The sequence below is a fragment of the Terriglobus sp. genome (assembly GCF_965201105.1).
GTDB lineage: Bacteria > Acidobacteriota > Terriglobia > Terriglobales > Acidobacteriaceae > Terriglobus.
In genome coordinates, this window is record NZ_OZ241741.1 from 3,190,904 (window position 1) to 3,215,433 (window position 24,530).

Below are 24,530 nucleotides of genomic sequence, written 5' to 3' on the forward strand. Positions count from 1 at the left end.
AGCCAGGTCCGCCCCGTCAACGGTACTCGGTGGGCCCCATCCACGTCGGCTCATCCACCGCGGCATAACGCCCATCCGGCATTTTGGTGATCGTCGGCGCATACTCGCTCCGCAGCGTGCGCGTCCACCACGCATCCGTCAGGCGCTTCTGGACCGGCGTGCTGAACCAGTACTGCCAGATCATGGCGCGTACAAACCGTGGCGGCCGCTGCGGAAACGGGCTGCTGCGAAACAGCGATAGAACATCCCGGTCGCCGTCCAGCAGCCGCTCTTCCGTGATCGGCACGATCGGCTCCTGCTGCCAGTTCGATAGCGACGCGAACCACAGATTCCAATCAAACCGAGGCTGGTAGGGCGCGTAAATGTGCGGCCGGTCCTTCACCTCCTGCGGCTTAAAGCGAAATTCATACGGCTTCCACGTCTTGCCATCGTCCGATCCTTGAAACTCGATCTCATACCGGTGCGGCGTCATGTTCGCGAACAGGCCATAGCTGTCGGCCACGCGAAACGGCTCCAGCACCGCGATCGGCGCACGCGGCAGCGGCACGGGCAACAGCATGCGGATCAACTGCGCCGTCGTCGCATAGCCCTGCCACGTCAGCACAACGGCTGTCACCGCAACCACCACACCGTGCCGCCATCCAAACGACCGCGTCTCATTCTCCCGCTGCGTTTCGCTCTCCGCACGCAGCCCTGCGTTGCTCTGCACCGGCGGCAGCCCTGCACGAAAGCGCCGCGGCACGAAACGCAAGAGCACTGCATCATCCAGCAAAAAGACCGCAAGCACCAACACCAGGTAGTTCAGGAATGCGTAATTCGCCGTCGCGATCACGCCCGCCTGCCACACCGTCACGATCACGAAACACGCGATGCGAAACGGCCGAGGCAGGAACGCCATCCACACCAGCACAAACTCCATGAACAGCGTCAGCCCCGCCGTGCCGACGTGGAACCAGTTCGGCAAGTGTTGCAGGTACCACCCAACCCACGTGGGCAGCGGCCCGTTCTGGTAGTACTCATACATCGCGGTCAGGTTGCGCCACGTGGGATCGCCGCTCTGTATCTTCACCACGCCCGATTGGAAGTAAATCCGGAACCACTCCCACAACAGCAGAAACACCGCAGCGCGCGAGGCAAGCGACCGCGTGCCCCAGCCTGGCAGCAGCCCGCTCGGCGCGACAAACAGGCTGAGCAGACCAGCCTCCAGCAGCATGCCATCTGACTGGTACGCGCCGAAGTCCTGCGACACACCCACAAACGACAGGAAGCACACGAAGCAGACCAGCAGCATCCATCGCGGCGCCACATTGCACAGCAGCAGCACCGAAGCCGCCAGCCCCACCCACATCAGCGTCAACAGCATCCCATTGCCACTGCTGATCCAGAGCAGCGAGGGCGCATACCAGAACCGAAGCGCGCCCGCTCCGTGCAACGCCGCAAGATACGTTCGCGCCGGCAGAATGCCCGCCGTCCCAATTAACCCGCACGCCTGAAACACCAACGCCAGGAAAGCCGCAAAATAAATACCGCCGAGCGCGCGCAAAAACAGCCAGCGCGCAACCAGCCGGTCGCCCACACCCTGCTCGCGGTCAAACAGATAACGCACCACGCCAACCAGCCGCATCGCCCGCACCCTGCTCGTTGGATGGTTCGCCGCGCACAGCAGCAGGCCCACAGAGCGGCATGACAGACGCTGCATGCCGCCACTTGCAGCCGATCAACCCGCTCTGGAATTTTGCGGCGACGCGAACAGAAAGGACTATCGTTGAAGTGGAGGGTCCCAGGAGGCCCTCACCATGGAACTGGCTCCCGTGTTCACTGCCTTTCTTGTCATCCTCGCCATCATCATCATTGTCACGCTGCTGAAAACGCTCTACACCGTGCGCACCTCGCAGGCCGGCGTCGTCGAGCGCTTTGGCAAATTCAACCGCATCGTGCGCCCCGGCCTGCACTTTCTGATTCCCTACGGCGAGCGCGTCTTCTTCGTCGACCTCCAGGTGCAGCAGGCGCAGTTCAGCGTCGAAACCAAGACCCGCGACAACGTCTTTGTGCAGATCCCGGTCAGCGTGCAATACCAGGTGCTCGACGACAAAATCTTCGACGCCTTTTACCGTCTCTCGCGGCCGCAAAAGCAGATCGAAAGCTTCGTCTTCAACTCGCTGCTCGGCCACGTGCCCAAGCTCACGCTCGACGAAACCTTTGAGCAGATGAGCGGCATCAGTATCGCCGTCAAGACCGAACTCGACCAGACCATGCACGACTTCGGCTTCAACATTCTGACCGCGCTCGTCACGGACATCGTGCCCGACGTGAAGGTCAAGACCGCGATGAACGACATCAACGCGGCGCAGCGCTCGCAGGTCGCAGCACAGGCACGCGGCGAGGCCGACAAAATCCTGAAGGTCAAGCAGGCCGAGGCCGAAGCCGAATCGAAAGCCTTGCAGGGCAAAGGCATCGCCGCCGAACGTCAGGCCATCATCGACGGCCTGCGCAGCTCCATCGAACACTTTCGCGAGGCCGTGCCCGGCGCCACCGCGGAGGACGTGATGGCCCTCGTTCTGCTCACGCAATATTTCGACACGCTCAAGGACATCGGCATCCGCAGCGGCACCAACACGCTCTTCCTGCCCAACAACCCCGGCGCGGCCAACGACTTCCTGCAGCAGATCCTCGCTGGCCTGAAGGGCGGCACGCACCGCGCTACCGCCGTCGCTCCACCGCCAACACAGGGCTACACCCCGCAGTAAAGCGCCCCGGCTTCAGCCGCCGAGGTAGAACCTACCAACGCAAGGCCGCGGCTTTAGCCGCCGAGGTAGACCCTCGGCGACTAAGGTCGTGTCTCTGCGAACGCGTGATCCGCCGCCGCATCCGCGCCTGCCCACACCTTCTTCTGCGTCCACGGCTCCGCCGGCGCTGACCAGAACGGATGCGCATGCGCCAGTCCCAGCGGTAGCCAGGCCGCCGAACACAAATACAAACTTCCGGTCGAAATATAGGCTTCACCGAGACCCGGCTGATGCCCTGCAAGCCCGATCTGCAACCACCCCTGCGCGTCAAACGTTCCCGGCGCATCCAGGGTCCGCGCCTGCACCGCCGTCAGCGCGCAACGCACCTGCGCCCCCGACACGCCTTCCGGCAACACACCCCGCAACGCCGCATCCGCCAACAGGTGAAACGCACCCGCACGATAAGTAATCGACCGCCCCAGCACGGGAAACGTACCATCCGGCCCGATGATCCGTTCTTGAATCGCCGCATACCGCGTCGCACGCGCGACGATACCCTCCCGCATCGCCGCCCACGGCTTCTCCTCGTCCGCCAACACCTGCATCAGCATCAACAGGTACGGCTGCATCACGTAGCTGTCATAGTTGTCCGCGTGAAAATGCGGACCGTCACCGTAAACCCCATCTCCCAGGTACCAGCTTTCAAGCTCATTCAACGCATACGCCACGCGCATGCGGTCCCACTCCGCGCCAAGCCGGAACAGCAAGGCCTCGTCCATCGCCGCAAACAGCACCCAATTGTTCAGCCCGGTCAGGATGCGGCGTTCCTTGACCAGGGCCGTAACCATCCCTGCGCGCGTGCGCTCATCCATCGTGCCCAGCAGCTGCTTCGGTGCGCGCAAGAGCGCAAGCGCCAAAAAGCTCGCATCCACCACCGTCTGCGCCGAATCGCCCCAGCGCATGTAATCCGGTGACTCCGGATCCACCGCCGAAGCAATCGCCAGACGCGCGTAGCCGCGATAACGCTCGCGGAGCTCCGTCTCCCGCACTGACTCGTCGGCCACAGGCTCCAGTTCCAGCCACGGTGCAAGCCCCATCAGCAAACGCCCCAGCGCCTCCAGGTGCGTGCCGACCGCGCGCTGCTCACGCAGACCGGTCTTAGCCTCCACCGGCATCACCTTGCGCAGCTCGCGCCGGCTCAAGGCAACCAGCAACGGCTCACTCACACGCTCAACCCAGCCCAGCCAGCGCTCACGATCGCCCGCCGCCGCAGGCACAGCGTGGCCGACCGTTTGCGCAGGAACACCGGCCACCGGCAACGACGCCGCAACCGCCGCGCCCGCGCCGCGCACCAGAAAACCGCGCCGCGTCGTCATCCGACGTTACTTTCCACGCTTCGCAGCAGCACCGCCATCGTGCGCAGCCATGCGGTCCAGCTCCGACCCCGCCAGCAGAAACGCGCCCACGCCATACACATAGCTCGAAGTCGGCCCAAACGCACCCGGCGCCGCGCCAATCGGCTGAATGCACCCCAGCCGTCCATCCGCATACACGTGCTGCAACATACCTGCCCAGGCCTTCTGCACCACAGGCCCATACTTGGCACGGTCCAGCACTCCTTCGTTGATGCCCCAGGCCAACGCATACGTAAAGAACGCCGACCCGCTGATCTCCGGCAGCGCATACGCCTGCTGATCCAGCAACCCACTGTGCCACAGGCCGTCTGGCTGTTGCAGCCCCGCCACGCGCTCACTCATCTCGCGAAACAACATCCTGTATTTCATCCACAGCGGACCAGGCTTTTCTTCGTTGGCAGGCCGCAGCGCGCGCAACGTGTTCGCCAGCCCGCCCAGCACCCATCCATTGCCGCGCGCCCAGAAGATCTTCTGCCCGTTCTTCTCCGTCTTGCCGATATAGCTGTTGTCGCGGAAGTACAGGTGCTCGCCCTTGTCGTACAGGTGCGCGGCGGTCCGGTCCCACTCGTGATCCATCTTGTCCAGGTAGGCGTGATTGCCCGTGATCGCGCTCAACCGCGCCATGCCCGCCGGCGCCATGAACAGCGCATCACACCACCACCACAGGTCTTTCTGTGGATCGTCAGGCCGCTGCAGCAGCCGATCAAACGTAGCCTGCGTGTCGGCAATCCGAACCGGCTCCCGCTTCTCCAGGTACAGCAGTTCGTATGTCTGCCCAATAGCCTCATCGTCCGCGTGAAACTCACGATAAGCCCACAGCTTCCACTGAAACTTCTCCGACGCCCGCAGCACCGCATCGTGGTACTTCGTATCACCCACCGTCTGCGACGCCGCCAGCAGCCCCAGATACAACGGCGCATACGTCCAGTCCTGGTTGAACTTGGCCTGGGAGTGCTGCACCTGCCAGTCCGCCACCTTTTTCATCGCCGCGCGAATCGCAGCGGGTTCCAGCGCGGGCGACAGCTTCGCCATCTCCGTCTCGCTCGGAGCCTCATCGCCGGCTGCCGCTTTAATCTCTGCGCCCGACATGGGCTTTTCCTGCGCCGAGGCGTACGTAGTCAAAAGCATGCCTGCGCAACACAGCAGCGTGGCGGAACGGGAAAACAGACGATTACTCAGCATGTTCAACAATCTCCGACACGGAAGTTTCGCCAACGATACGAACGGCAACGCAGGTGCGTCAACCCACCGCCGCTACGCAAGGTCGAACAGGCGCTGTCGGCGCGAACATGACCGCTTGGAGCGGCGATGCAGACTGCTCGCAGTTGCGATGCGCCTGCGCGGCGAATACCCTTGCCAGCATGAGCGACGCGACGCCCTCCGCAACAGCGCAAGGCATCCTGCAGAAATTCCAGCTCCACGGCAAAACGGCGCTGGTCACCGGTTCCGCTACGGGCCTCGGCGCGGCCATCGCCATCGCTTTGGCACAGGCTGGCGCCGCCGTCGCCTGCCACGGCAACCGCCGCGCCGCCCAGGACACCGCCGACACCATCACCGCGGCGGGCGGTCATGCCGTTGCTCTGTCCGCCGACCTGGCGCACACCGCCTCGCCCGAGGCGCTGATTAATCACGTCACCGAGGCTCTCGGCCAGATCGACATCCTCGTAAACAACGCCGGCACCATCATCCGTCATGAAGCCGTCGAGTTCCCCCTCGACGACTGGATGACCGTGCTGCAGGTCAACCTGACCAGCGTCTTCCAACTCTCGCAACTCGCGGCCAAAGGCATGCTCGAACGCGGCGAGGGCAAGATCATCAACATCGCCTCCCTTCTCAGCTTCCAGGGCGGCATTCGCGTGCCCGCCTACGCGGCCAGCAAGGGTGGCGTCGCGCAGCTGACCAAGGCACTCGCGAACGAATGGGCCGCGCGCAACGTGCAGGTCAACGCCATCGCACCCGGGTACATGCGCACCGACAACACCAGCGCGCTGCAGGCCGATGAAACCCGCAACCGCCAGATCCTCGAGCGCATTCCCACGGGCCGCTGGGGCGAGCCGGAAGACCTGGCCGCTGCCGCCGTCTTTCTCGCCTCCTCCGCCAGCAACTACATCACCGGCGCCATTCTCAACGTCGACGGCGGCTGGCTCGCACGGTAGCCAAGCCGAAGGCCAGGCACAAGTCCGGCCTTCACACCGACCGGAGCGTTCAGCCTCTTACTGCGGAACGCCCGCGTTTTCCTTTTCCTGCTTCTTGATCGAGTGGTGCTTGCGGATCTTGTTGCCGACTACGCCGCTAACCGCGCCGATGCCCGCGCCAACCACTGCGCCGACCGGCCCACCAGCCATCGCACCCACAGCTGCGCCGCCTGCCGCACCACCGCCCACCAGCTTGGCTTTGTTGTGGTGGTGCTTGTCCTTGTGCTCCACCTGCGCCTTGGCCACGTCGTGGTCATCTTGCGTCTGCGCCACCATCGCTAACGGCACCGCCATTACTGCCGCAAATACTGCCGCTGAAACAACCTTCTTGATCTGCATGGTGCTGTTCTCCCGTCTTACCCGGCGCCGTTGCTGGCGCGTAATAAGTAGAACCCGGCAAGTGCTGAGAAGTTAGCCGGGCCGTTCGTTAGTAACCGTGACGCATCTTGTGCTTGATGCCGTGGTGCTTGCGAATCTTGTTCGCGATAAAGCCGCCACCCGCACCCACGCCCGCGCCAACTACCGCGCCGACAGGCCCGCCCGCAACACCGCCGATCACCGCGCCGCTTCCTGCGGAAATGCCGACGATCTTGGCCTTGTGATGACGGTGGCGATCCTGGGCCTCTTGCAGGCGCTTGGCTCGCGCGTGCGACATGGCCTGCCCAAAGGCTCCAAGCGGAGAAACCAGGACAGCGGCGAGCACGACCGAAGCAGAAAAGCGGTTCAAAATCATCCGAAACCTCTCGCCCTATACGTGCCGTTGACCGGTCTGTGCCGTGAGCGTGAACAAGAGATGTCGCTTCCTGGCGCAGGTTTGCTTTCCTTCGCACACAAAGTGCGGTAGCCTGTCCTCACATGACACGTGCTTCGCAGTTCTCGCGCTTTCCTTATCGCTACTGGTTTCAGTAGCGGCGCCGGCGAACACGCTCTCATCCGGCTGCATCCAGCAGCCCACCCGAGATCAGGTTTCACCCGCACCGCGACCCCGCAAAGGTCGCGCTTTTTGTTTTCAGGAGTTCTCTTCCCCATGCCGACACTCGACCTCCTCGAACCCGCATCGGAAGTCACGCGGTCGTTAGGCACCGGCCGCTTCGGTGCCTACGGCGGCCGCTACGTCCCGGAAACGCTCATGGCCGCGCTGCTGGAACTCGAGCACGCATACGTCGAAGCCCAGGCCGACCCCGCCTTCCACGCCGAGCTCAACGACCTGCTGCATCACTACGTCGGCCGCCCCACGCCGCTCTACTATGCAAAGCGCATGAGCGAGCAGCTCGGCGGCGCGAAAATCTGGCTCAAGCGCGAAGACCTCCTCCACACCGGCGCACACAAAATCAACAACGCGCTCGGCCAGGCTCTGCTCGCGCGCCGCATGGGCAAACAGCGCATCATCGCCGAAACCGGCGCGGGCCAGCACGGCGTCGCCACCGCAACCGTGTGCGCGCTCTTCGGCCTGGAATGCGTCATCTACATGGGCGAGGAAGACATGCGACGGCAGGAGCTGAACGTCTACCGCATGCGGCTATTGGGAGCAGACGTCCGCGGCGTCCGCGCCGGCTCCGCCACGCTCAAGGACGCCATCAACGAGGCCATGCGCGACTGGGTCACCAACGTCCGCACTACCTTCTACATCCTTGGCTCGGCCCTCGGCTCGCACCCCTACCCGACCATGGTGCGCGATTTCCATCGCGTCATCTCGCGTGAAGCCAAGCGGCAATTTGCCGAGCAGGTCGGCCGCAACCCCGATGCCATCGTCGCCTGCGTCGGCGGCGGTTCCAACGCCATCGGTGCCTTCTACGAATTCATCCCTGACTCAAACGTCCGTTTGATCGGAGTCGAAGCCGGCGGCCGCGGCCCCGCCCTCGGCGATCACGCCGCCCGTTTCAGCGGAGGCTTGCCCGGGGTCCTCCAGGGCACCTACAGCTACGTCCTGCAGAACGAATCCGGCCAGATCGCCCTGACCCACTCCGTCAGCGCAGGCCTCGATTACGCATCCGTCGGCCCCGAACACGCCAACCTGCACGACACCGGCCGCGCCGAGTACACCTCTGCCACCGATGACGAAGCGCTCGACGCCACCAAAGCCCTCGCCCGCACCGAAGGCATCCTACCTGCGCTAGAGTCTGCCCACGCTGTAGCCCACGCCATGAAACTCGCCCCCACCATGAGCCGCGACCAACACATCATGGTCAATCTCTCCGGCCGCGGCGACAAAGACATGGGCATCCTCAGCCGCGAACTCCACCTCGGCAACGCCCCCGCCGAAAACCAAGGCACGAGATGACCGGAGAAAATACAGCCAAGTCGTTTCTACTTATCACGGCCCTTGCTGGTGGTGCTTTCACGATTCACGCCCAGCGCATCAAAATCGTCGTTGTTGACGCAAGCCGCGGTAAACCGGTCACTGATGAGTGCTTGAACGTCTCGTTAGGACAATGGCACGGGGCGGACCTTCTTGTCCCAACCGACAAGGACGGCGTTGCCACACTGATTTTCGAGACCAATCAAGTGAGTATTGTTCCGGTTCTCGGGAGGACGTGCAATGGAATGGTCTCGACCAAGCCCCTGCCCATTGCATCAGGCACGGAAACTATTTCGGTGGTCACGAACTATTACGTTAGCTGCCAATACTCCAATAAGCTGGTGAAAGACCCCGACTGGTTGAAGGCAAGCCCAGCTCAGCGAATCCCGGTCTTTACATTGCACGAGATCATTGCGCGCGGCATCGTTGCTACAAACAGCTGCAGTAAGTTTGCGCGAGCGCCACAACCGGGAGAGCTACTGCTCGTCGTTCGTAAAAGAACCTTCCTGGAAGGTATGCGCTCGTAAATGGCCCTGTCATTTGGAACCAAACCCGGCCTCGTCGTCTATCTCACCGCAGGCGACCCATCCCTCGAAGCCACCTACTCGATCGCCCTCGCCGCTATCGACAACGGCGCGGACGTTCTCGAACTCGGCGTCCCCTTCAGCGACCCGCTCGCCGACGGCCCCGTCATCCAGCGCGCCAGCGAACGCGCCGTCGGCCGCGGCGTCACACTGCACGACGTCCTCGCACTCTCCAAGCGCATTCGCGAAGCGCGCCCCCTCACCGGCATCGTCCTCTTCAGCTATCTCAACCCCGTCGTCCGCATGGGCCTTGACGCCTTCTGCAAAGCCGCCAAATCCAATGGCGCGGACGGCGTTCTGCTCACCGACATGATCGTGGAAGAAGCCGCCGACTACCTCACCCACATGCGCGAAAACAACCTCGCACCCATCTTCCTCGCCGCGCCCACCAGCCCCGACGAGCGCCTCCGCGCCATCGCCGAGCACAGCCAGGGCTTCATCTACGCCATCTCCCGTGTCGGCATCACCGGCAAGCAGACCTCGCTCGAGTCCGACGCTGAATCCCTCGTCCGCCGCCTCCGCCAGTTCACCAGCAAACCCATCGCCGTCGGCTTCGGCATCTCCAACGCCGAACACGTCGCCGCCGTCGGCCAGTTCGCCGACGCCGCGATCATCGGCTCCGCCATCGTCCTACTCATCGAGCAAAGCGAACCCGGCATCGAAGCGGAGCGCGTCGGCGAGTTCGTCCGCGACCTTCGCCAGCCCGCTACGTAAACACATCGCTCACTCGCTACACTGAAACCGCAACCTGACCGAAACGCAACGAGGTACGGCAACGATGGAAATCGCAGACTGGCGGCAAAAAATCGACGGACTGGACGAGCAGATTGTGACCCTGCTCAGCGAGCGCGCCAAGGCCGCCACGGAGATCGGCGCCATCAAGCAGCGCACCGGCGGCAACATCTATGAGCCCGACCGCGAGCAGGCCGTGTATACGCACGTGAAACAGGTCAACAGCGGTCCGCTCTCGGAAGCCGATCTCATCGTCATCTACGAACGCATCATGGACGTCATGCGCTCCCTGCAGAAACGCACACCGCAGTCATAACACCGTGCCCCACCTTCGCGAAGCTAAGGTGGGTTCACACGCACGAATCGTCAAACGTCAAGAACGGAAAGCGTAGAAATCGCAATGATCGTAGTCATGCAGAACAGCGCCACCGACGAACACATCCAGGGCGTCATCGAGCGCATGGTGGAGCTGGGCTTTGACGTGCACCGCACCAGCGGCGCGGGCCAGATGATGCTGGCCGGCGTAGGCACGCCCGCACAGTTCGACGTGGTCGAATTCCAGGTCCTGCCCGGCGTGCAGGAGGCCTACCGCATCAGCTCGCCCTACAAGCTCGCCGGCCGCTCCTTCCGCCCCGACGGCACCCGGATCACCTTTCCCAATGGCGTGGTGGTCGGCGGCGACCAGGTCACCATCATGGCCGGCCCCTGCTCCGTCGAATCGCGCGACCAGATCCTGCTCAGTGCCCAACAGGTCAAGGCCGCGGGCGCGCAATTTCTGCGCGGCGGCGCCTACAAGCCACGCTCCTCGCCCTACAGCTTCCAGGGCATGGGCATCGAGGGCCTGAAGCTGCTCCGCGAGGTCGGCGACAAAACCAACCTGCTCGTCATTACCGAGGTCATGGAGATCTCGCAGATCGAGCCCATGCTCGAATACATCGACTGCTTCCAGGTCGGCGCGCGCAACATGCAAAACTTCAACCTGCTCCGCGAGCTAGGCCACGTGCGCAAGCCCGTTCTGCTCAAGCGCGGCATCAGCGCGACGATCGAGGAAGTGCTGCTCTCCGCCGAATACATCCTCTCCGGCGGCAACTACGACCTCATGCTCTGCGAGCGCGGCATCCGCACCTTTGAAACCTACACGCGCAACACCATGGACATCAGTGCCATCCCGGTGCTCAAAAAGCTCACACACCTGCCCGTCTTCGGCGACCCGTCCCACGGCGTGGGCAAGCGCGAGTTCGTTCCGCCCATGGCACTCGCCAGCGTCGCCGCCGGTGCCGACGGCTTGCTCATGGAAATGCACCCCAACCCCGACAAGGCCATGAGCGACGGCGCGCAGTCCCTCTTCCCCGACCAGCTCACAAAACTCGTCGCCCAACTCCGCCAGCTCGCACCCATTGTCGGCCGCACCATCGCATAAAGGACAGGCACACACATGAACACCGAATGGATCCAGCTCAAGGCCGGCGACGGCACCGAACTCGCCGCCTACGTCGTCCGTCCTGAAGGCGAACCGAAGGCCGCGCTGGTCGTGGTGCAGGAAATTTTCGGCGTCAACCAGCAAATCCAGAAAACCGCGGAAGAGTGGGCCTCGCACGGTTTTCTCTGCATCGCGCCTGCCATGTTCGACCGTGTGGAGAAGGGCGTAAACCTCAACTACAACCAGGCCGACTTCGAAAAGGGCTACGGCCTGATGCAGCAGTTCAGCGAAGGACTGATGGACCAGACCAAAGACGTAAAGGCTGCCGTGGATTGGCTGCGTTCTGAAACGGATAAGCCGGTCGGCGTCGTTGGCTACTGCTTCGGCGGCACCATGGCCTGGCTCAGCGCGACGCGTCTCAAGGTGGAGGCGGCCGCCGGCTACTACGGCGGTTCCATCGCAAACTTCCTGAATGAGGAGCCGCAGTGCCCGGTGATTCTGCACTTCGGCGTGGACGACCAGTACATCCCGGCGGAGGCACGCGACGCCATCCAAACCGCGCACCCGGAAGTGCCGATCTTCGTGTATGAAAATGCGGGGCACGCCTTTGCGCGCGGCGTGGATCCGACGCACTACGCTGCTGAGGCCGCCACGCTGGCCAACAAGCACACGTTGCTCTTCTTTCAGCAGCACTTCGGCTTGTAGCCGCGAAGCATGTCGGTGCCGGCGAAGCGAATCACGATCATCGGCACCGGCCTCATCGGCGCGTCCATCGGCCTCGCTCTGCGCGACGCGGGCTACACCGGCCTGATCACCGGCATCGATCGCAGCGCGGACGAGCTGCGCACGGCGCTCGACCGCGGCGCCATCACGCACCTGGCGCAATCGCCTGAAAAGCAGCGCGCAGCCATCAGCCGCGCAGACCTGATCATCCTTGCCGTGCCGGTGCTCGGCATCCTGCAGTGGATGGAGCAGCTCGCGCCGCTCGTGCACCACGGCCAATTGGTCACCGATGCAGGCTCGACCAAGCTGCAGATTGCCGAGGCCGCGCGCCGCCTGCTTCCCGGCCGCTTTCTGCCCGGTCACCCCATGGCCGGTAAGGAAAGCGGAGGCGCCGCGCTGGCGGAGGCCGCGCTGTTTCGCGGTGCCACCTGGCTTTTTACACCCGATGTTTCAACGGTCGTACAAGCGTTCGAGGCGTCCGCTACGCTGCACTCCGAATGGCGCAATTGGGTAGAGCGCTTTGGCGCTAACGTGCTGGATATGCCTGCCGATCGACACGATGAAATTTGCGCGTGGGTCAGTCACCTTCCGCAAATGGTCTCGACCGCGCTGAGCGCTCTACTTGAAGACACCTTCGGCAACGACGCTGACCTGCGGTCGATTGGTGGGCGGGCACTGCGTGAGATGACCCGGCTCGGTTCATCGCCGTTTAGCATGTGGCGCGACGTCGCGCACACCAACCAAGCTCCACTTGCGCACACGCTGCTCATGCTGGAACAGCGGCTGCAACACCTGCGCGAAAATCTGCGCACACCCGCCTTGCGCGATGAGTTCAGCAAAGCGAACGACTTCCGCCGCTCCCATTGAGCGCATCCGGTAAGCTAACGGGACCGCGATGCCAGAAATGCAGCAAGACCTAGCCGTTAACCTCGCCGACATTGAAGCGGCGCGTGAGCGTGTGCGCGATGCCGTAGTGCTCACGCCCTGCGATCGGTCGCCGATTCTGAGCGGACTCACTGGGCAGGAAGTCTTTCTGAAGCTCGAGAACCGGCAGATGACCGGCGCGTTCAAGGAGCGCGGTGCGCTGAACCGCATCCTGACGCTGACGCCCGAGCAGAGCGGGCGCGGCGTGATCGCGGCCAGCGCCGGCAATCACGCGCAGGGCGTTGCGTATCACGCCACGCAGCGGGGCATTCGCGCCACCATCGTCATGCCGGAAACAACGCCGCTGGTCAAAATCACGGCAACGCGGCGCTTCGGCGCAGAAGTCGTGCTGCACGGCCCGAATTACGACGCGGCGTTTGCCGAAGCGGTGCGGCGGCGTGATGCCGAAGAGCTCACGTTCATCCACCCGTTCGACGATGCCGCAGTGATTGCAGGGCAAGGCACAATCGGGCTTGAGATTCTGGAGCAGGTGCAGGCGCTAGATGCCGTGGTTGTACCGATCGGTGGCGGCGGCCTGATTGGCGGCATCGCTTGCGCGGTCAAGTCGATCCGGCCGGAAGTTCGCGTCATCGGTGTGCAAACGGCGCGGCTGCCAAGCATGCAGGCCGCAGTCGGTCAGCGCAGTCCGGTCACGCTGGCCGCGGCGACGACCATCGCGGACGGCATCGCGGTGCGGCGCGCGGGTGCGCTAACGCTGCCGCTGGTTGAGCGCTACGTGGACGAAATCGTCACGGTGGAAGAAGACGAGATCGCGAGCGCGATTCTTACGCTGCTGGAGCGCGAAAAAATGCTCGCCGAAGGCGCGGGCGCGACCGGCCTTGCGGCGCTGTTACAGCGGCGAACGTCGCTGCCGACCCGCGCGCGAACGGCGGTGCTGATCTGCGGCGGCAACATTGACGTGACGCTATTGAGCCGCATCATCGAGCGCGGGCTGGTACAGGACGGGCGGTTGATTCGGCTGCGCATTCACCTGCTTGACCGGCCGGGCGCGCTGGTCGAGCTGTCGCAGCTGATTGCGCGGCATGGCATCAACATTGTCGATACGTTGTACAACCGCGCTTACTACGGCGTGAATCTTGGTGACACCGCGATTGACATCACAATGGAAACGCGCGGCAAGGAACAGGTTGCGGAGCTGCTGGCGGCGCTGGATGAGAACGGGTACCACTACGAGCGAGTGCAGTAACCCCTCCCCCCCCCCCTCATTTTTCTAAGTTCCTCTTTTCAGAGAAGTTATCCCGCCAGGCCGGCGTAAGTTCCTGTGCGGCAAGGTGTTAGGCGTAAGTTCCTGCGGTAGAGCAAGATAGCGGGCCTCGGCGGTAATACCCTGTCTGGTTCGGTGTCTCTATCAAGGATAGCAAGTTCGCGGAAATACCATGCCACCTGTAAGTAATGCCAGTGACGTGGGTTAGGACCGTTGGGGTCTTGACAAGGTTTTCACCTCGCGGGGTCTGAGGCGGCTGACGGGGTTCTACCTCGGCGGCTAAAGCAGCTTGGGGATTCGGTTTGTTTTTGCCTGACGCTAAAACCGCGCCTGATATCGAGAGCGACTGCCGGAGTCGGTTAGCGAAGGAGTACCTGGACGATGGTGCCGGTGGGCAGGTGCTCCGCTTCGGGTGGGAGGACGAGGTAGCAGTTGGCGCGGGCGTTGCTGTGGAGGTCGCCGGAGCCTTGCCAGCCGGTAGGTTTTACGGTGGTGCCTCCAAGCGTGGCGGAGAGGCGGGCGGGCAGGAAGCGGGTGAGGCCTGGGCGGACGGCAACGGGTTCGCTCAGCTCGGCTGCGGCGAAGGCGGGCTGCGGGTCCGTTTCGCCGCCCAGGGCGCGGAGCAACGGCAAGGCGAATAGCATGGCGGTGACCTGGGTGCTGACCGGGTTACCGGGCAGGCCGAAGATCCATTGCGTGGTGGGAGGAAGATGCGGGTTTCTCCACTGCGCAGGACGGTGAAGCTGTCCTGCTTCGGTCGAAATGACAATGTTGTTGAAGGGGTCGGCAGCGGTGGCGGCGGAGATTGCGGCAGGTCTGGCGAATTCGGCGGTTCCGGCCGAGGGGGGTGTGGCGTAGAGGGGTATGCGACCGAAGACGGCGGGCTTGCCGGGTTGCATGAGGACGCCGGTAAAGAGGAATTCGGCGCCGCGAGAGGCGAGGACCGGTTCGACGAGGTCGTATTTACCGGCGGAGACGCCGCCGGACAGGATGAGCATGGCGGCGCCACGTGCACCTTCAACAGCATGCTCCAGAGCTTCGCGAGTGTCGGCGGCAACGGGCAGGATGCGTGGTTCGCCGCCGTTCTGGCGGACGAGGGCAGCAAGGGCGTGGGCGTTGCTGTTGCGGATTTGGTGCGGGCCGGGTGTTTCGTCCACGGCGACGAGCTCGTCGCCGGTGCTGAGGATGGCGACGACGGGTTTGACGTAGACGGCGAGGTGGGGCTGGCCGACCGAGGCAAGGAGGGCGATTTCCGCCGGTCCGATGCGAACGCCGGGTTGAAGAAGAATTTGGCCGGATCGGGCTTCTGCGCCCTGCGGGACGATGTTTTCGCCGGGTTTGAGGGTGCGGTCGGGGCGAAGCGTGTCGGCCTCGCGCGAGGTGTGCTCGACCATCAGGACGGCGTCGGCGCCCTCCGGAACGGGAGCGCCGGTCATGATCTCAATTGCCTCGCCCGGTTGCATCGTGGGACCGTTCCACTGTTCGCCAGCGCGAATGGCACCAACAATGTTGAGCGCGTGGCCAGTTGCAAGGTCGCCGGTGCGGACAGCAAAGCCGTCGCGTGTGCTGCGCGGAAACGGCGGCTGGTCGCGGTCGGCGTAAATGGGTTCCGCAAGAACGCGGCCGAGCGCGTCATCGAGCGCAACCGTTTCGGCTGCGGGCTGGGGCAGCCCAGCGTAGGCCGCCTGAATGACAGCAAGCGCTTCTGCACAGGACAACAACTGTGGATCGGCTTGCTCCGGCATGCCTTTGAGATGCTGGCGCTTTGCGCAGGCTACAACGGATTGAAGCACGACTATTGCCGACACAGATTCCACTGGACGGCTACACGGAAACAGGCGAAGATAAAGCGAATCTTAGGAGTGGGCGGCGCGTCCATTCCGGGCAATGCGGGTTGAAGCGAAGCAGTGGGCTTCGCGCCAGGCCCGCGGCGGTTGCCCGGAGAAAGCCACCGCCCAGTCTGCTGCGCCGGGCCGTGCGTGGGCTTACCCGCGGGTGGCCTCGCCGGATCCTCACCGCGGGCCGTTCACGCAGGCCCGGTGCAGCACCGGATATGTCCGTGCCGCGTGTTACGGAACCGGAATGAGTTGAATGTGGCGGTGATTTGTAAAGCTGCAACATGACACGATAAGCGGGAGCGCGTGAATCTTCTTTACGGAAACAATTGCTCTGCGGCACCGCAGAAATGCAGGTTCCGTGCAAGCACCAAGTTCACGGCGTAAGCGCAAAGAGCGCGCGTGCTCCGGTCGAAATGAGTTTGTAAAGTGGTTCACCAAAGAAACTAGCCGCTGAGGTCGTGCCCGCCACCTGTGCGACACGTGGAAGAACATGACCTCGGGGGCTGAAGCCCGATTTTGATGAGAGCGGTTACGGCACAGCTAAAGCTGTGCCCTTCCGAATGGTGGGAGCGGTTTATGCCACAACAAACATAACTGCCATTCCGGATGGGCGATTAATGCCACAACAAGATTGCTGCCAATCCGGATGAGAGAGGTTTAGGGAACAGTGAGAGCTGTGCCCTTCCGAATGATGGGAGTGGTTGATGCCACAGCAAACAATCATGATGGAAGCGGGTTAGGTCCCAGCAGAATCGTGCCAGTCCGGATGGGAGCGGGTAGGTCCCAGCAGAATCGTGCCAGTCCGGATGAGAGCGGGGTAGGTCACAGCAGAATCGTGCCAGTCCGGATGGGAGCGGGTTAGGTCACAACAGAACCGTGCCAGTCCGGATGAGAGAGGTTTAGGGCACAGCGAGAGCTGTGCCCCTTCCAAAGCACTTTCTCGATAGAACTAGGCAGCGGCAAAGAAGCGGCGGCGGCCGATGCCAATGACGGCCACCAGAGCGGTGCCGAGTTCGACAAAGGTCGACGGCTCCGGTGCGGGTGCCACGTAGGGGGTGATGTCTGCTTCGTGGTACTCGGTATCGGTGTAGCCGTTGATCGCGACGTCAAAGGGTCGTCCGGTGCCCACGGTGCCGCCGCCCGTGGTGTTTACGACCAGAACGAGATCCTGGCCGGCGGGCATGACGACATCGAAGAAGAGCGAATTCGGACCATAGGAGTTACTGGCGAAACCCAGATCGCCCAGCCAGTTCTGATCGCGCGCGTTGGGGTTGTAACTGTTGGAGTACGCGCTGATGAACAGGAGGCCGGAGGCGAGCTCGTCGGTGAATGAGATATCCAGGTAATTGTTGGGATTAAAGAGTGAGTTGCTGATCGTGTAGGTGTTGTAGAAGTAGGTCGTTCCCGTGCTGGTGGAAAGGACACCTGGAAACGCTTCCTCGTGGGTCCAGGTTTGCGGCTGACCGTTGCGGGAAGGGCGGCCAAGCTCTGTGTTGCTGGCAGTGGTGATCGAGTCTGAGAAGAAGGCGATGGGCGTGGCCGAGGCAGCCTGGGTGTACAGGCCGGCCGTAAGGAGTCCGGCAAGAACGAGGGAACGAAGCTTCATAACTCTCCTGGAATAGTTGGTGCAAAAGGGAGCGGCCCGGGCGTGCCGGACCGCTCAGGTGCTACTGGGCGGCCGCTGTTTGAGCGGCAAGGGCCTTTGCGGCCGCGACGGCGTTGGTCGCCGACACGATGCCGTAGCCGCTGTCGCGGTCCACGCCCGGCGCCATGTTGTCGAGCGCGGTGTTGGTCATGATGGTGCGAATCTGCGTGTTGGTGAGAAAGGGATTCGCCGATTTGATGAGCGCCGCAATGCCTGCCAGATGCGGTGCCGCAGCCGATGTGCCGAAGAAGGGTGCGAAGAGCGGGGTCGCGGTGGAAACACCATCCGCACCGGCAGCATCCGGTTTTTGCAACGTTTTGCCGCCGGAGGTGGAGAACAGCACGTTGCCCGGAGTGATCGGGGTCCCGTCGGGGTTGTAGAAGATTTTGCGGGGACCGTCGGAGCTGAAGTATTCGTCGGGGTTGGTGCTGCCACCGACGAAGGGCGCAGGGCCGCGGCGGGCCGCGTTCCAGTAGACGGCCGCGGTGGAGAAGGTGTTGAGAGCTGCGTTGTGGCCAAAGGTTGCGCCGGCGGTGTTGATGGTCATGGTGGCGCGTTCGGTATCCACATGGAGCGCGCGCGGAACACCGCTGTACAGGACGACGTAGACACGGCTGCCGGCTGGGAAGCCGCCCGATTTGTAGGCGAACTCAAACGGGTTTTGCGTGCCGCTCTGTGTTCCGCCGCCAACGCCGAGGATGGTGGTGCCGGTCGAGTTGGTGACGAACAGGTCGTAGTCGTTCGCGGACGCACCGGTCGGGTCAGACCAGTGCAGGCCAACGCCGCTGCTCGCGGTCGATGTGAGCACGTCATACGGCTGGGGAGAGGCAGCGGTGCCGAAGTTGTGCAGCGTCACCGGCCCACCTTCCGCGGTGGTGATCAGAGCCAGAGACGCCGTGGAGGGCGAGAAATCGCCTTCCCAGGTGCCGGAGGTGCCGGAGGAGAGATTGCCCGAGTTGGCCGCGGAGGAGAAGTAGAGAGCGCCGCCGGCGGTGACGTCGTTGACTGCCCGGGCGACGGGTCCGTCCTGGAAGGCGGGCTCATCGAAGTAGCTGATGTCGTCGACGATGATGTCGCAGCCGTAGGTATTGCGCAGGGTGCGGATATTGTCGGCGAAGCTGGTTTCGCTGTTGAACGCGGTGGCGAAGAACAGCTTCGCGTTGGGCGCGATGTCGTGCACGATCTCCATCATGGCCGTGCCTTCATCTTCGCCGCTGTTGTCTGCCGGTCCGGCCTGGCCGGGCAGCACGGTGGTGTCGGCGGGCAGGTCGCCTGAGGCAATGAGAGCTGCGACGCGAGCCGGGTACGCACTGTCAGACAGGACGCCGACCTTGATGCCGGAACCCGTGACGCCGGAGGCGATGACGCGGTTCGCGCCGTGCGCGATGTAGCCCTGCGAGGTGAGCGAGCCGACGTTGGTGTGCTTGAACGAATCTTCGCTGACCGCGAGCACATCGCTTTGCTGCGCAAGCCGCAGCAATTGTTCCAGGCGAATGCGGGCGTGCAGATGCCCTGCCCTGCGAGTTTCAGCCGGCGCTTCGTCCGTTTCGATGTCCGAAAGACCGTTGAGTGCCAGCGAACTGCCGGGCCGCGCGCTAACCACGACACCGAACTTGCCGGCGGCGTTGCGCCTGGGAAGCTGGACCAGCGACAGCAGAGGGGCCGGCAACTTGCCCTGTGACATGCGCGAGAGCAGCACAAGGTTGGAGGACATTTTCTGCTCCGCGGGAGTCAGCGAGGCCTTGAGCGCATAGATTGCCTGCAGCTGTTTGACAGCGGAGGGCGCCAGCCCGGATGGGTTGTCGGGCGTTTGTGCATAGGTCGCAGATGCGGCGAGGGTGGAGGCGAGCAGCGCTGCAACCTGAATGATCTTCTTACGAGCCATGAATCTCCCTAAAGGGCAACGAAGGGCCGCTAGCCCCAGACAGCGGGGCAGTGTGGCATGGGGGATTTGCCACAGGAGCAGACCTTGTCTGCCTTCTGTTTTGTTCAGAGTTCCCTAAGCATGAAGAACGGGCCTGACTGTGTCAAACGATTCGGGCTGTGTGTCGGCAAGAGCCAGCATCGTAGCCTCAAAAAGTGGCTTTGGGAAGATGCGGGCTAGCGGGATTCGTGGTGGGTTTGCTCGGTGTTGACGGACCAGAGGGCGGTGGGGTCGAAGGTGTTCGCGGCGATCTGGTCGACGGCGAGCATGGCGGTCAGCATGCTGTGGTCCTGGTTGTTGTAGCGGTGCTGGCCGTTGCGGCCGAGCAGGAAGAGGTTTTCAAAGCGGCTGAGGTATTCGCGGACTTCGCCGAAGCGGCTGTAGGTGCCGAAATAGGCGGGGTAGGCCTTGGGGGCGCGGACGACGCAGCTGTCGAGCACGGGGCCGGGGTGGGGCGTGGAGGGTTCGGCGTTGGCGTGGAGCAGGCCGATGGTTTGAAGTTCGCGGATGGCGAACTGCTGGAGCTCGGCGTCGGGCATGCGCCAAAGGTCGTCGTCTTCGCTGCAGACGTATTCGAGGCCGAGCCAGACGGTGTTGGGGTCGGCGACCATGCCGGGCGACCAGTTGTTGAAGATTTGGAGGCGGGTCATGCGGATGCCGGGCTCCTGGATGTAGACCCAGTTGTCGCGGAGGGGTGAGCCGTCGGGCTCGGTCAGGGCGAGGGTCTGGACGAGGACGCCGATGGTGATGAAGTCGCGGAAGAGCAGGCCGTCGCTGATGGCGCGGATCGCGGCGGGCGCAGGTTCGCTGAGGGCGCGGATGAGCGCGGGCACGGGCATGGTGCTGAGGACGAAGCCGGCGCGAAAGGTGGCGCGGCGGCCATCGGGCAGGGTGGCTTCGACGCCGGTGATGCGGTCGCCATGGACGGAAAGACGGTCGACGTTGGTGTTGTGGTGGATCGTGCCGCCGCGTGCGGTGATTTCGGCGGCGGCACGCTGCCACATCTGGCCGGGGCCGAGCCGGGGGTACAGGAAGCGATCGATGAGCGAGGTTTCGGTGGAGCTCTGGGCGAGATCACCGGGGGGTTTGCTGGTGCGCGTTCGGCGGCGGGTGGCGCGGCCGGCGCAGTCGCGCACGGCATCCATCAGCGACAGGCCGCGGATGCGTTGCGCGCCCCAGTCGGCGCTGATTTGTGCGCAGGGCACGCCCCAGAGCTTTTCGGTGTAGCTCTGGAAGAAGGTCCGGTAGAGTTCGCGGCCGAAGCGGTTGATCAGGAAATCTTCGAGATTGCGCTCGGGGCGGATGGGGCGAAGGCGGGCGTGTATGTAGCTGGCGGCGATGCTGAGCGTGCGCCGCGCGCCGAGTTTGCGCAGGGTGTCCGGCGTGAGCGCGAGCGGGTAGGCGAAGAAGCGGCGCAGGAAGTAGATGCGGCTTTGGCGTTCGCGGAGAAGGAGGACGGCTGCCTGCCCTGCGGGGCCGGCGCTCGCGGCGGTTGGATTGGAGGCTTCCAGCGGGAGCAGGTCCTGCCACCAGCGCATGACGCGTTCGCTTTTGGAGAAGAAGCGGTGGCCACCGATGTCGAGGCGATTGCCTTTGTACTCGACGGTGCGGGAAAGACCGCCGACTTCGGTGCTGCTTTCGAGGACGATGGGAAGGACGTCGGTGCGGCGGAGAAGTTCGAGGGCGGCGGTGAGGCCGGCGGGGCCGGCACCGATGATGATGGCGGTGCGTTTCCCGTGGTCGGGTATGGGTGCTGTGGGCCTGGGTACTTCCACGCGGGTCAGGCGTTCTGCCGGTTGGTACGGTACTGCTTGCGCAGCGCGCCACGCACCTGGTTCCAGGCGACGACCCATGGAACGACCAGCGAGAAGGCGAGGCGGGCGAGCAGGACGCGTGCGCCGAGGCTGCGAACGTGCTTCCAGTCGAGGCGGAACGCGAAATAGAGCTCGAGAATGACGACGAGGAAGAGCGGCCAGGAGGTCAAGGGGAGGAGAGCGAGGGCGGCGACCTCCGCCAGGCAGCGGAAGACGTTGCGCATGAGGCGTGCGGCGCGCAGGCCGGCGATGCCGTCGCCGCGTGAGTAGCTGGCGACCTGTTCGAGGGCGGTGCGAAAGGTGTGGTGCGGAATGTAGATGGCTTTCGCGTCGGTGGCCGGGATGGTGCGCGCGGACCCGCGCATGTGCTGGTCGAAGAGGACGTCGTCGGCGTGGAAGAGGAATTCCGGGAAACCGCCGACGCGGGCCCATGCGGCGCGGGTGAAGGCGACAGAGCGCGCGGCGCAGGACTTCGAGGGCTCGCCCGGATCGAGCTTGACGCCGAGAAAGGGCGCGGAGGCGATGTCCCACACGGTGCTTTGCGACAGGTCGAGACGGGAGCCGCCGAGGGTGTAGTCCGCAGTGCCGTCGCGGAGGAGCGCGGTAATGTGATCAACCCAGGTGCTGTCGTAAAGGCAGCCGGCGTCGGCGCAGGCGATCAGGTCGCCGCGGGCGCGGGTGATGGCGACGTTGCGGCCGCGCGCGATGGGACCGACGACATGGCGGCGATTGCAGGTTTCGTCGCGGACGGGCACGAGGTTGGGCATGGTCCCTTGCGCGGCGAGCAGATGTTCCCAGGTGCCGTCGGTGGAGCCGCCGTCGACGATGACGATGTCGGCAGGGGTGAGCGTTTGCCGCTGCATGGAGGTGAGCAGGCCGCCGATGCTGTCGGCTTCGTTCAGGACGGTGGCGATAACGGAGACGGTGGGCATCAGGCGTAGATTTCGCGACGATGACCGAGGCGAACGACAACCACAATCAACTCCTCGTCGTTGATCGAACAGATGAACCGGTAGTCGCCAACGCGGAAGCGGTAGTTCCCTGCGTGCTCGTTCCCCTGCATTGCTATGCCGAGATCGCGAGGGTCTTTCCTGGTGAGAAGCCGTTCATGGATATATCGCAGCATTCTCTTTGCAATTACGGGATCGAGTGAGTCCAAAGCCTTTTCGGCGCGCTTTTCGAACTTAACGCTCCAGGCCATACCGGTCCATAATTTCTTCCAGCGTTACAGTCGTCGTCTTGCCTTCGCGAAGCTCCTGAAGCGTCTTCAGGGCTTCTTCGTCGGCCTGATGATCCGAGACCCACTCGATCAGTGCGTCGTGGACGATCTGTTCGCGGGAACGGCCGGAAGTCCGCATCATGTCGGCCAGGGCTTCGTCGGGATTGCGCAACTGTTCGTGCGGCTCGTACTTTTCGTCGTCCCAGCGATGGTTGACCAGCGCTTCGGCGAGGATGTCGTGCATGCTGCGGCCCTGGCCATAGCGGGCGATTTCCTGTTCGATGAACATGGGCAGAGCTACGGTCGCCATTGCCTCACCTCCAGAACAGTGTAATGAGTGCGACGTTGCGATGACGGCGGCGGCGTGGACGCGGTACTCTCGTTTTGCTGCATTCCTTTTCTGATCACGAGGGCAAGCTGAACATGGCCATCTCTGCGGGAGCTACCGCGTACGCGCCGGGGCAGGCGAAGACGGATTATCGCGCGATGTCGGTGGCGACGGTGCTGTTTTTTATGTGGGGCTTTCTCACGGCGCTGAACGACATTCTGGTGCCGCACCTGAAGTCCATCTTTTCGCTCACGAACGCAGAGGCCGCGCTGATTCAGACGGCGTTCTTTGGGGCATACTTTTTGTTTGCACTGCCGGCGGGCAAGCTGGTGGAGTTCCGCGGCTACAAGCAGACGATGGTGATCGGGCTGCTGGTGGCGGCGGTGGGCGCGTTGCTGTTTATCCCGGCGGCACACAGCATTTCTTACCCGGTGTTTCTGGGAGCGATGGTGGTGCTGGCAGCGGGCATTACGCTGCTGCAGGTTGCGGCGAATCCGTACGTGGCGAGCATTGGGCCGGTGGGCACCGCGAGCAGCCGGTTGAACCTGTCGCAGGCGTTCAACTCGCTGGGAACAACAGTCGCGCCGCCGCTTGGGTCCATCCTGATTTTGGGGGCGGCCGCGGAGCTAACGGCGGCACAGTTCAAGGCGCTGTCGCCCGCGGCGAAGAGCGCGTACCAGGCAGCACAGGCCTCCACGGTGACGACGCCGTACCTGGTGATCGCCGGGCTGCTGGTGGTGCTGGCGATTGCGCTGGCCGCCATCAAGCTGGAGCGCAGACAAAATCTGACGGTGGATTACCGGCCGATCCCGGGATTCGGGGGAAGCATCTGGCAGCAGAAGTGGTTGCTGTTGGGTGCGGCTGGCATTTTCCTGTACGTGGGCGCCGAGGTGAGCATTGGCAGCTTTTTGATCAGCTACTTTGGACGGCCGGAGCTTGGCGGCATCCCGGCGCAGACCGCGGGCAAACTGGTGGCGTACTACTGGGGCGGCGCCATGGTGGGCCGCTTTCTGGGGTCCTACATTCTGACCAAGGTGCGCACAGGAACGCTGCTGGGCCTGTTTGCCGTGATCGCGCTGCTGCTGGTGGTGACAAGCATGGTAACCACCGGGCCGGTCGCGATGTGGAGCATCCTGGCGGTGGGTCTGTTCAACAGCATCATGTTCCCGAGCATCTTTACGCTGGGACTGGCCGGGCTGGGCGACCTGACGAGCAAGGGGTCGAGCCTGATGGTGCAGGCCATTGTGGGTGGAGCAATCCTGCCGTGGCTGTATGGCAAACTTGCGGACCGGATCGGGTACCAGCATGCGTTTTTGATCCCGGCAGTTTGCTATGTGTTCATTGCGGTGTTTGGGTTCGCGGCGGCGCGACGCCTGATGGTGACGGACCCGCGTGCGGGTGCGCCGATGGAAGCAATCTAGCATCCGAATGCTGTAGGGAAACGCCACGGCCGCTTGACCGTGGCGTTTCCTTTTTGGAACCAAGCTTGAAGGCAGGCGGGGCCAGTCGCGGTCTGTTC

23 protein-coding genes are annotated in these 24,530 nt (G+C 63.6%); 11 read left to right on the forward strand and 12 right to left on the reverse strand.

Annotation, left to right across the window (positions count from 1 at the left end):
• Positions 1-16: 16 nt before the first annotated feature.
• Entirely contained in the window at positions 17-1,699 is a 1,683-nt protein-coding gene (locus ACOFKT_RS14130) for a lipase maturation factor family protein (protein ID WP_419804621.1), read from the reverse strand.
• A gap of 97 nt (positions 1,700-1,796) precedes the next feature.
• Here ACOFKT_RS14130 and ACOFKT_RS14135 point away from each other — a divergent pair, with 97 nt between their 5' ends.
• Entirely contained in the window at positions 1,797-2,747 is a 951-nt protein-coding gene (locus ACOFKT_RS14135) for an SPFH domain-containing protein (RefSeq protein WP_419804622.1), read from the forward strand.
• A gap of 80 nt (positions 2,748-2,827) precedes the next feature.
• Here the strand turns inward: ACOFKT_RS14135 and ACOFKT_RS14140 are convergent, their stop codons facing one another.
• The gene (locus ACOFKT_RS14140) at positions 2,828-4,102 is read right to left on the reverse strand and encodes a DUF2264 domain-containing protein (protein WP_419804623.1); all 1,275 of its coding nucleotides are present in this window, start codon (positions 4,100-4,102) and stop codon (positions 2,828-2,830) included.
• Between the two features lie 6 nt (positions 4,103-4,108).
• Positions 4,109-5,269, reverse strand: a complete 1,161-nt coding sequence (locus ACOFKT_RS14145; protein WP_419804624.1) for a glycoside hydrolase family 88/105 protein — start codon at positions 5,267-5,269, stop codon at positions 4,109-4,111.
• 233 nt (positions 5,270-5,502) lie between these two features.
• Between ACOFKT_RS14145 and kduD the strand changes: the two genes are divergently transcribed.
• Positions 5,503-6,297, forward strand: a complete 795-nt coding sequence (kduD, locus tag ACOFKT_RS14150; protein ID WP_419804625.1) for a 2-dehydro-3-deoxy-D-gluconate 5-dehydrogenase KduD — start codon at positions 5,503-5,505, stop codon at positions 6,295-6,297.
• Positions 6,298-6,354: 57 nt separating this feature from the next.
• On the opposite strand, the gene ACOFKT_RS14155 is transcribed toward kduD, so the two are convergent.
• Complete coding sequence (locus tag ACOFKT_RS14155) at positions 6,355-6,675, reverse strand: hypothetical protein (protein ID WP_419804626.1); 321 nt, start codon at positions 6,673-6,675, stop codon at positions 6,355-6,357.
• A gap of 88 nt (positions 6,676-6,763) precedes the next feature.
• A complete protein-coding gene (locus tag ACOFKT_RS14160) occupies positions 6,764-7,069 on the reverse strand; it encodes a hypothetical protein (RefSeq protein ID WP_419804627.1) in 306 nt (101 codons plus the stop codon).
• A gap of 294 nt (positions 7,070-7,363) precedes the next feature.
• Between ACOFKT_RS14160 and trpB the strand changes: the two genes are divergently transcribed.
• The 8 genes from trpB to ilvA all read left to right on the forward strand — a co-directional run bounded on the left by trpB (position 7,364) and on the right by ilvA (position 14,225).
• Positions 7,364-8,617, forward strand: coding sequence for a tryptophan synthase subunit beta (trpB, locus tag ACOFKT_RS14165; protein ID WP_419804628.1), 1,254 nt, complete (start codon positions 7,364-7,366; stop codon positions 8,615-8,617).
• Positions 8,614-9,162, forward strand: coding sequence for a hypothetical protein (locus ACOFKT_RS14170; RefSeq protein WP_419804629.1), 549 nt, complete (start codon positions 8,614-8,616; stop codon positions 9,160-9,162). The genes trpB and ACOFKT_RS14170 overlap by 4 nt, the downstream gene beginning before the upstream one ends.
• Positions 9,163-9,933 carry a tryptophan synthase subunit alpha gene (gene trpA / locus ACOFKT_RS14175; protein ID WP_419804630.1) on the forward strand — a complete coding sequence of 257 codons (771 nt, stop codon included), beginning with the start codon at positions 9,163-9,165 and terminating at the stop codon, positions 9,931-9,933. It begins immediately after the preceding gene.
• Positions 9,934-9,997: 64 nt separating this feature from the next.
• Entirely contained in the window at positions 9,998-10,267 is a 270-nt protein-coding gene (gene pheA / locus ACOFKT_RS14180) for a chorismate mutase (RefSeq protein ID WP_419804631.1), read from the forward strand.
• Positions 10,268-10,351: 84 nt separating this feature from the next.
• Entirely contained in the window at positions 10,352-11,371 is a 1,020-nt protein-coding gene (gene aroF, locus ACOFKT_RS14185) for a 3-deoxy-7-phosphoheptulonate synthase (protein ID WP_419804632.1), read from the forward strand.
• A 15-nt stretch (positions 11,372-11,386) separates the two neighbouring features.
• Complete coding sequence (locus tag ACOFKT_RS14190; RefSeq protein ID WP_419804633.1) at positions 11,387-12,076, forward strand: dienelactone hydrolase family protein; 690 nt, start codon at positions 11,387-11,389, stop codon at positions 12,074-12,076.
• Positions 12,077-12,085: 9 nt separating this feature from the next.
• The gene (locus tag ACOFKT_RS14195) at positions 12,086-12,961 is read left to right on the forward strand and encodes a prephenate dehydrogenase (protein ID WP_419804634.1); all 876 of its coding nucleotides are present in this window, start codon (positions 12,086-12,088) and stop codon (positions 12,959-12,961) included.
• A gap of 28 nt (positions 12,962-12,989) precedes the next feature.
• Positions 12,990-14,225 (forward strand): threonine ammonia-lyase, encoded by a 1,236-nt coding sequence (gene ilvA, locus ACOFKT_RS14200; RefSeq protein WP_419804635.1) that lies wholly within the window; start codon positions 12,990-12,992, stop codon positions 14,223-14,225.
• A 377-nt stretch (positions 14,226-14,602) separates the two neighbouring features.
• On the opposite strand, the gene ACOFKT_RS14205 is transcribed toward ilvA, so the two are convergent.
• The 7 genes from ACOFKT_RS14205 to ACOFKT_RS14235 all read right to left on the reverse strand — a co-directional run bounded on the left by ACOFKT_RS14205 (position 14,603) and on the right by ACOFKT_RS14235 (position 22,993).
• Positions 14,603-15,988 (reverse strand): molybdopterin molybdotransferase MoeA, encoded by a 1,386-nt coding sequence (locus ACOFKT_RS14205; protein ID WP_419804636.1) that lies wholly within the window; start codon positions 15,986-15,988, stop codon positions 14,603-14,605.
• Between the two features lie 1,042 nt (positions 15,989-17,030).
• Positions 17,031-17,687, reverse strand: a complete 657-nt coding sequence (locus ACOFKT_RS14210) for a hypothetical protein (RefSeq protein ID WP_419804637.1) — start codon at positions 17,685-17,687, stop codon at positions 17,031-17,033.
• A 61-nt stretch (positions 17,688-17,748) separates the two neighbouring features.
• A complete protein-coding gene (locus ACOFKT_RS14215) occupies positions 17,749-19,611 on the reverse strand; it encodes a S8 family peptidase (protein WP_419804638.1) in 1,863 nt (620 codons plus the stop codon).
• 215 nt (positions 19,612-19,826) lie between these two features.
• The gene (locus tag ACOFKT_RS14220; protein ID WP_419804639.1) at positions 19,827-21,503 is read right to left on the reverse strand and encodes an NAD(P)/FAD-dependent oxidoreductase; all 1,677 of its coding nucleotides are present in this window, start codon (positions 21,501-21,503) and stop codon (positions 19,827-19,829) included.
• Positions 21,431-22,396, reverse strand: a complete 966-nt coding sequence (locus ACOFKT_RS14225) for a glycosyltransferase (RefSeq protein ID WP_419804640.1) — start codon at positions 22,394-22,396, stop codon at positions 21,431-21,433. Before ACOFKT_RS14225 ends, ACOFKT_RS14220 begins: the two co-directional genes overlap by 73 nt.
• Positions 22,396-22,665: a type II toxin-antitoxin system RelE family toxin gene (locus tag ACOFKT_RS14230; RefSeq protein ID WP_419804641.1), complete on the reverse strand. Its 270-nt coding sequence runs from the start codon at positions 22,663-22,665 to the stop codon at positions 22,396-22,398. Before ACOFKT_RS14230 ends, ACOFKT_RS14225 begins: the two co-directional genes overlap by 1 nt.
• Positions 22,649-22,993 carry a hypothetical protein gene (locus tag ACOFKT_RS14235; RefSeq protein ID WP_419804642.1) on the reverse strand — a complete coding sequence of 115 codons (345 nt, stop codon included), beginning with the start codon at positions 22,991-22,993 and terminating at the stop codon, positions 22,649-22,651. The genes ACOFKT_RS14230 and ACOFKT_RS14235 overlap by 17 nt, the downstream gene beginning before the upstream one ends.
• Positions 22,994-23,106: 113 nt before the next feature.
• Here ACOFKT_RS14235 and ACOFKT_RS14240 point away from each other — a divergent pair, with 113 nt between their 5' ends.
• Complete coding sequence (locus ACOFKT_RS14240; RefSeq protein WP_419804643.1) at positions 23,107-24,432, forward strand: sugar MFS transporter; 1,326 nt, start codon at positions 23,107-23,109, stop codon at positions 24,430-24,432.
• Positions 24,433-24,530 lie beyond the last annotated feature (98 nt).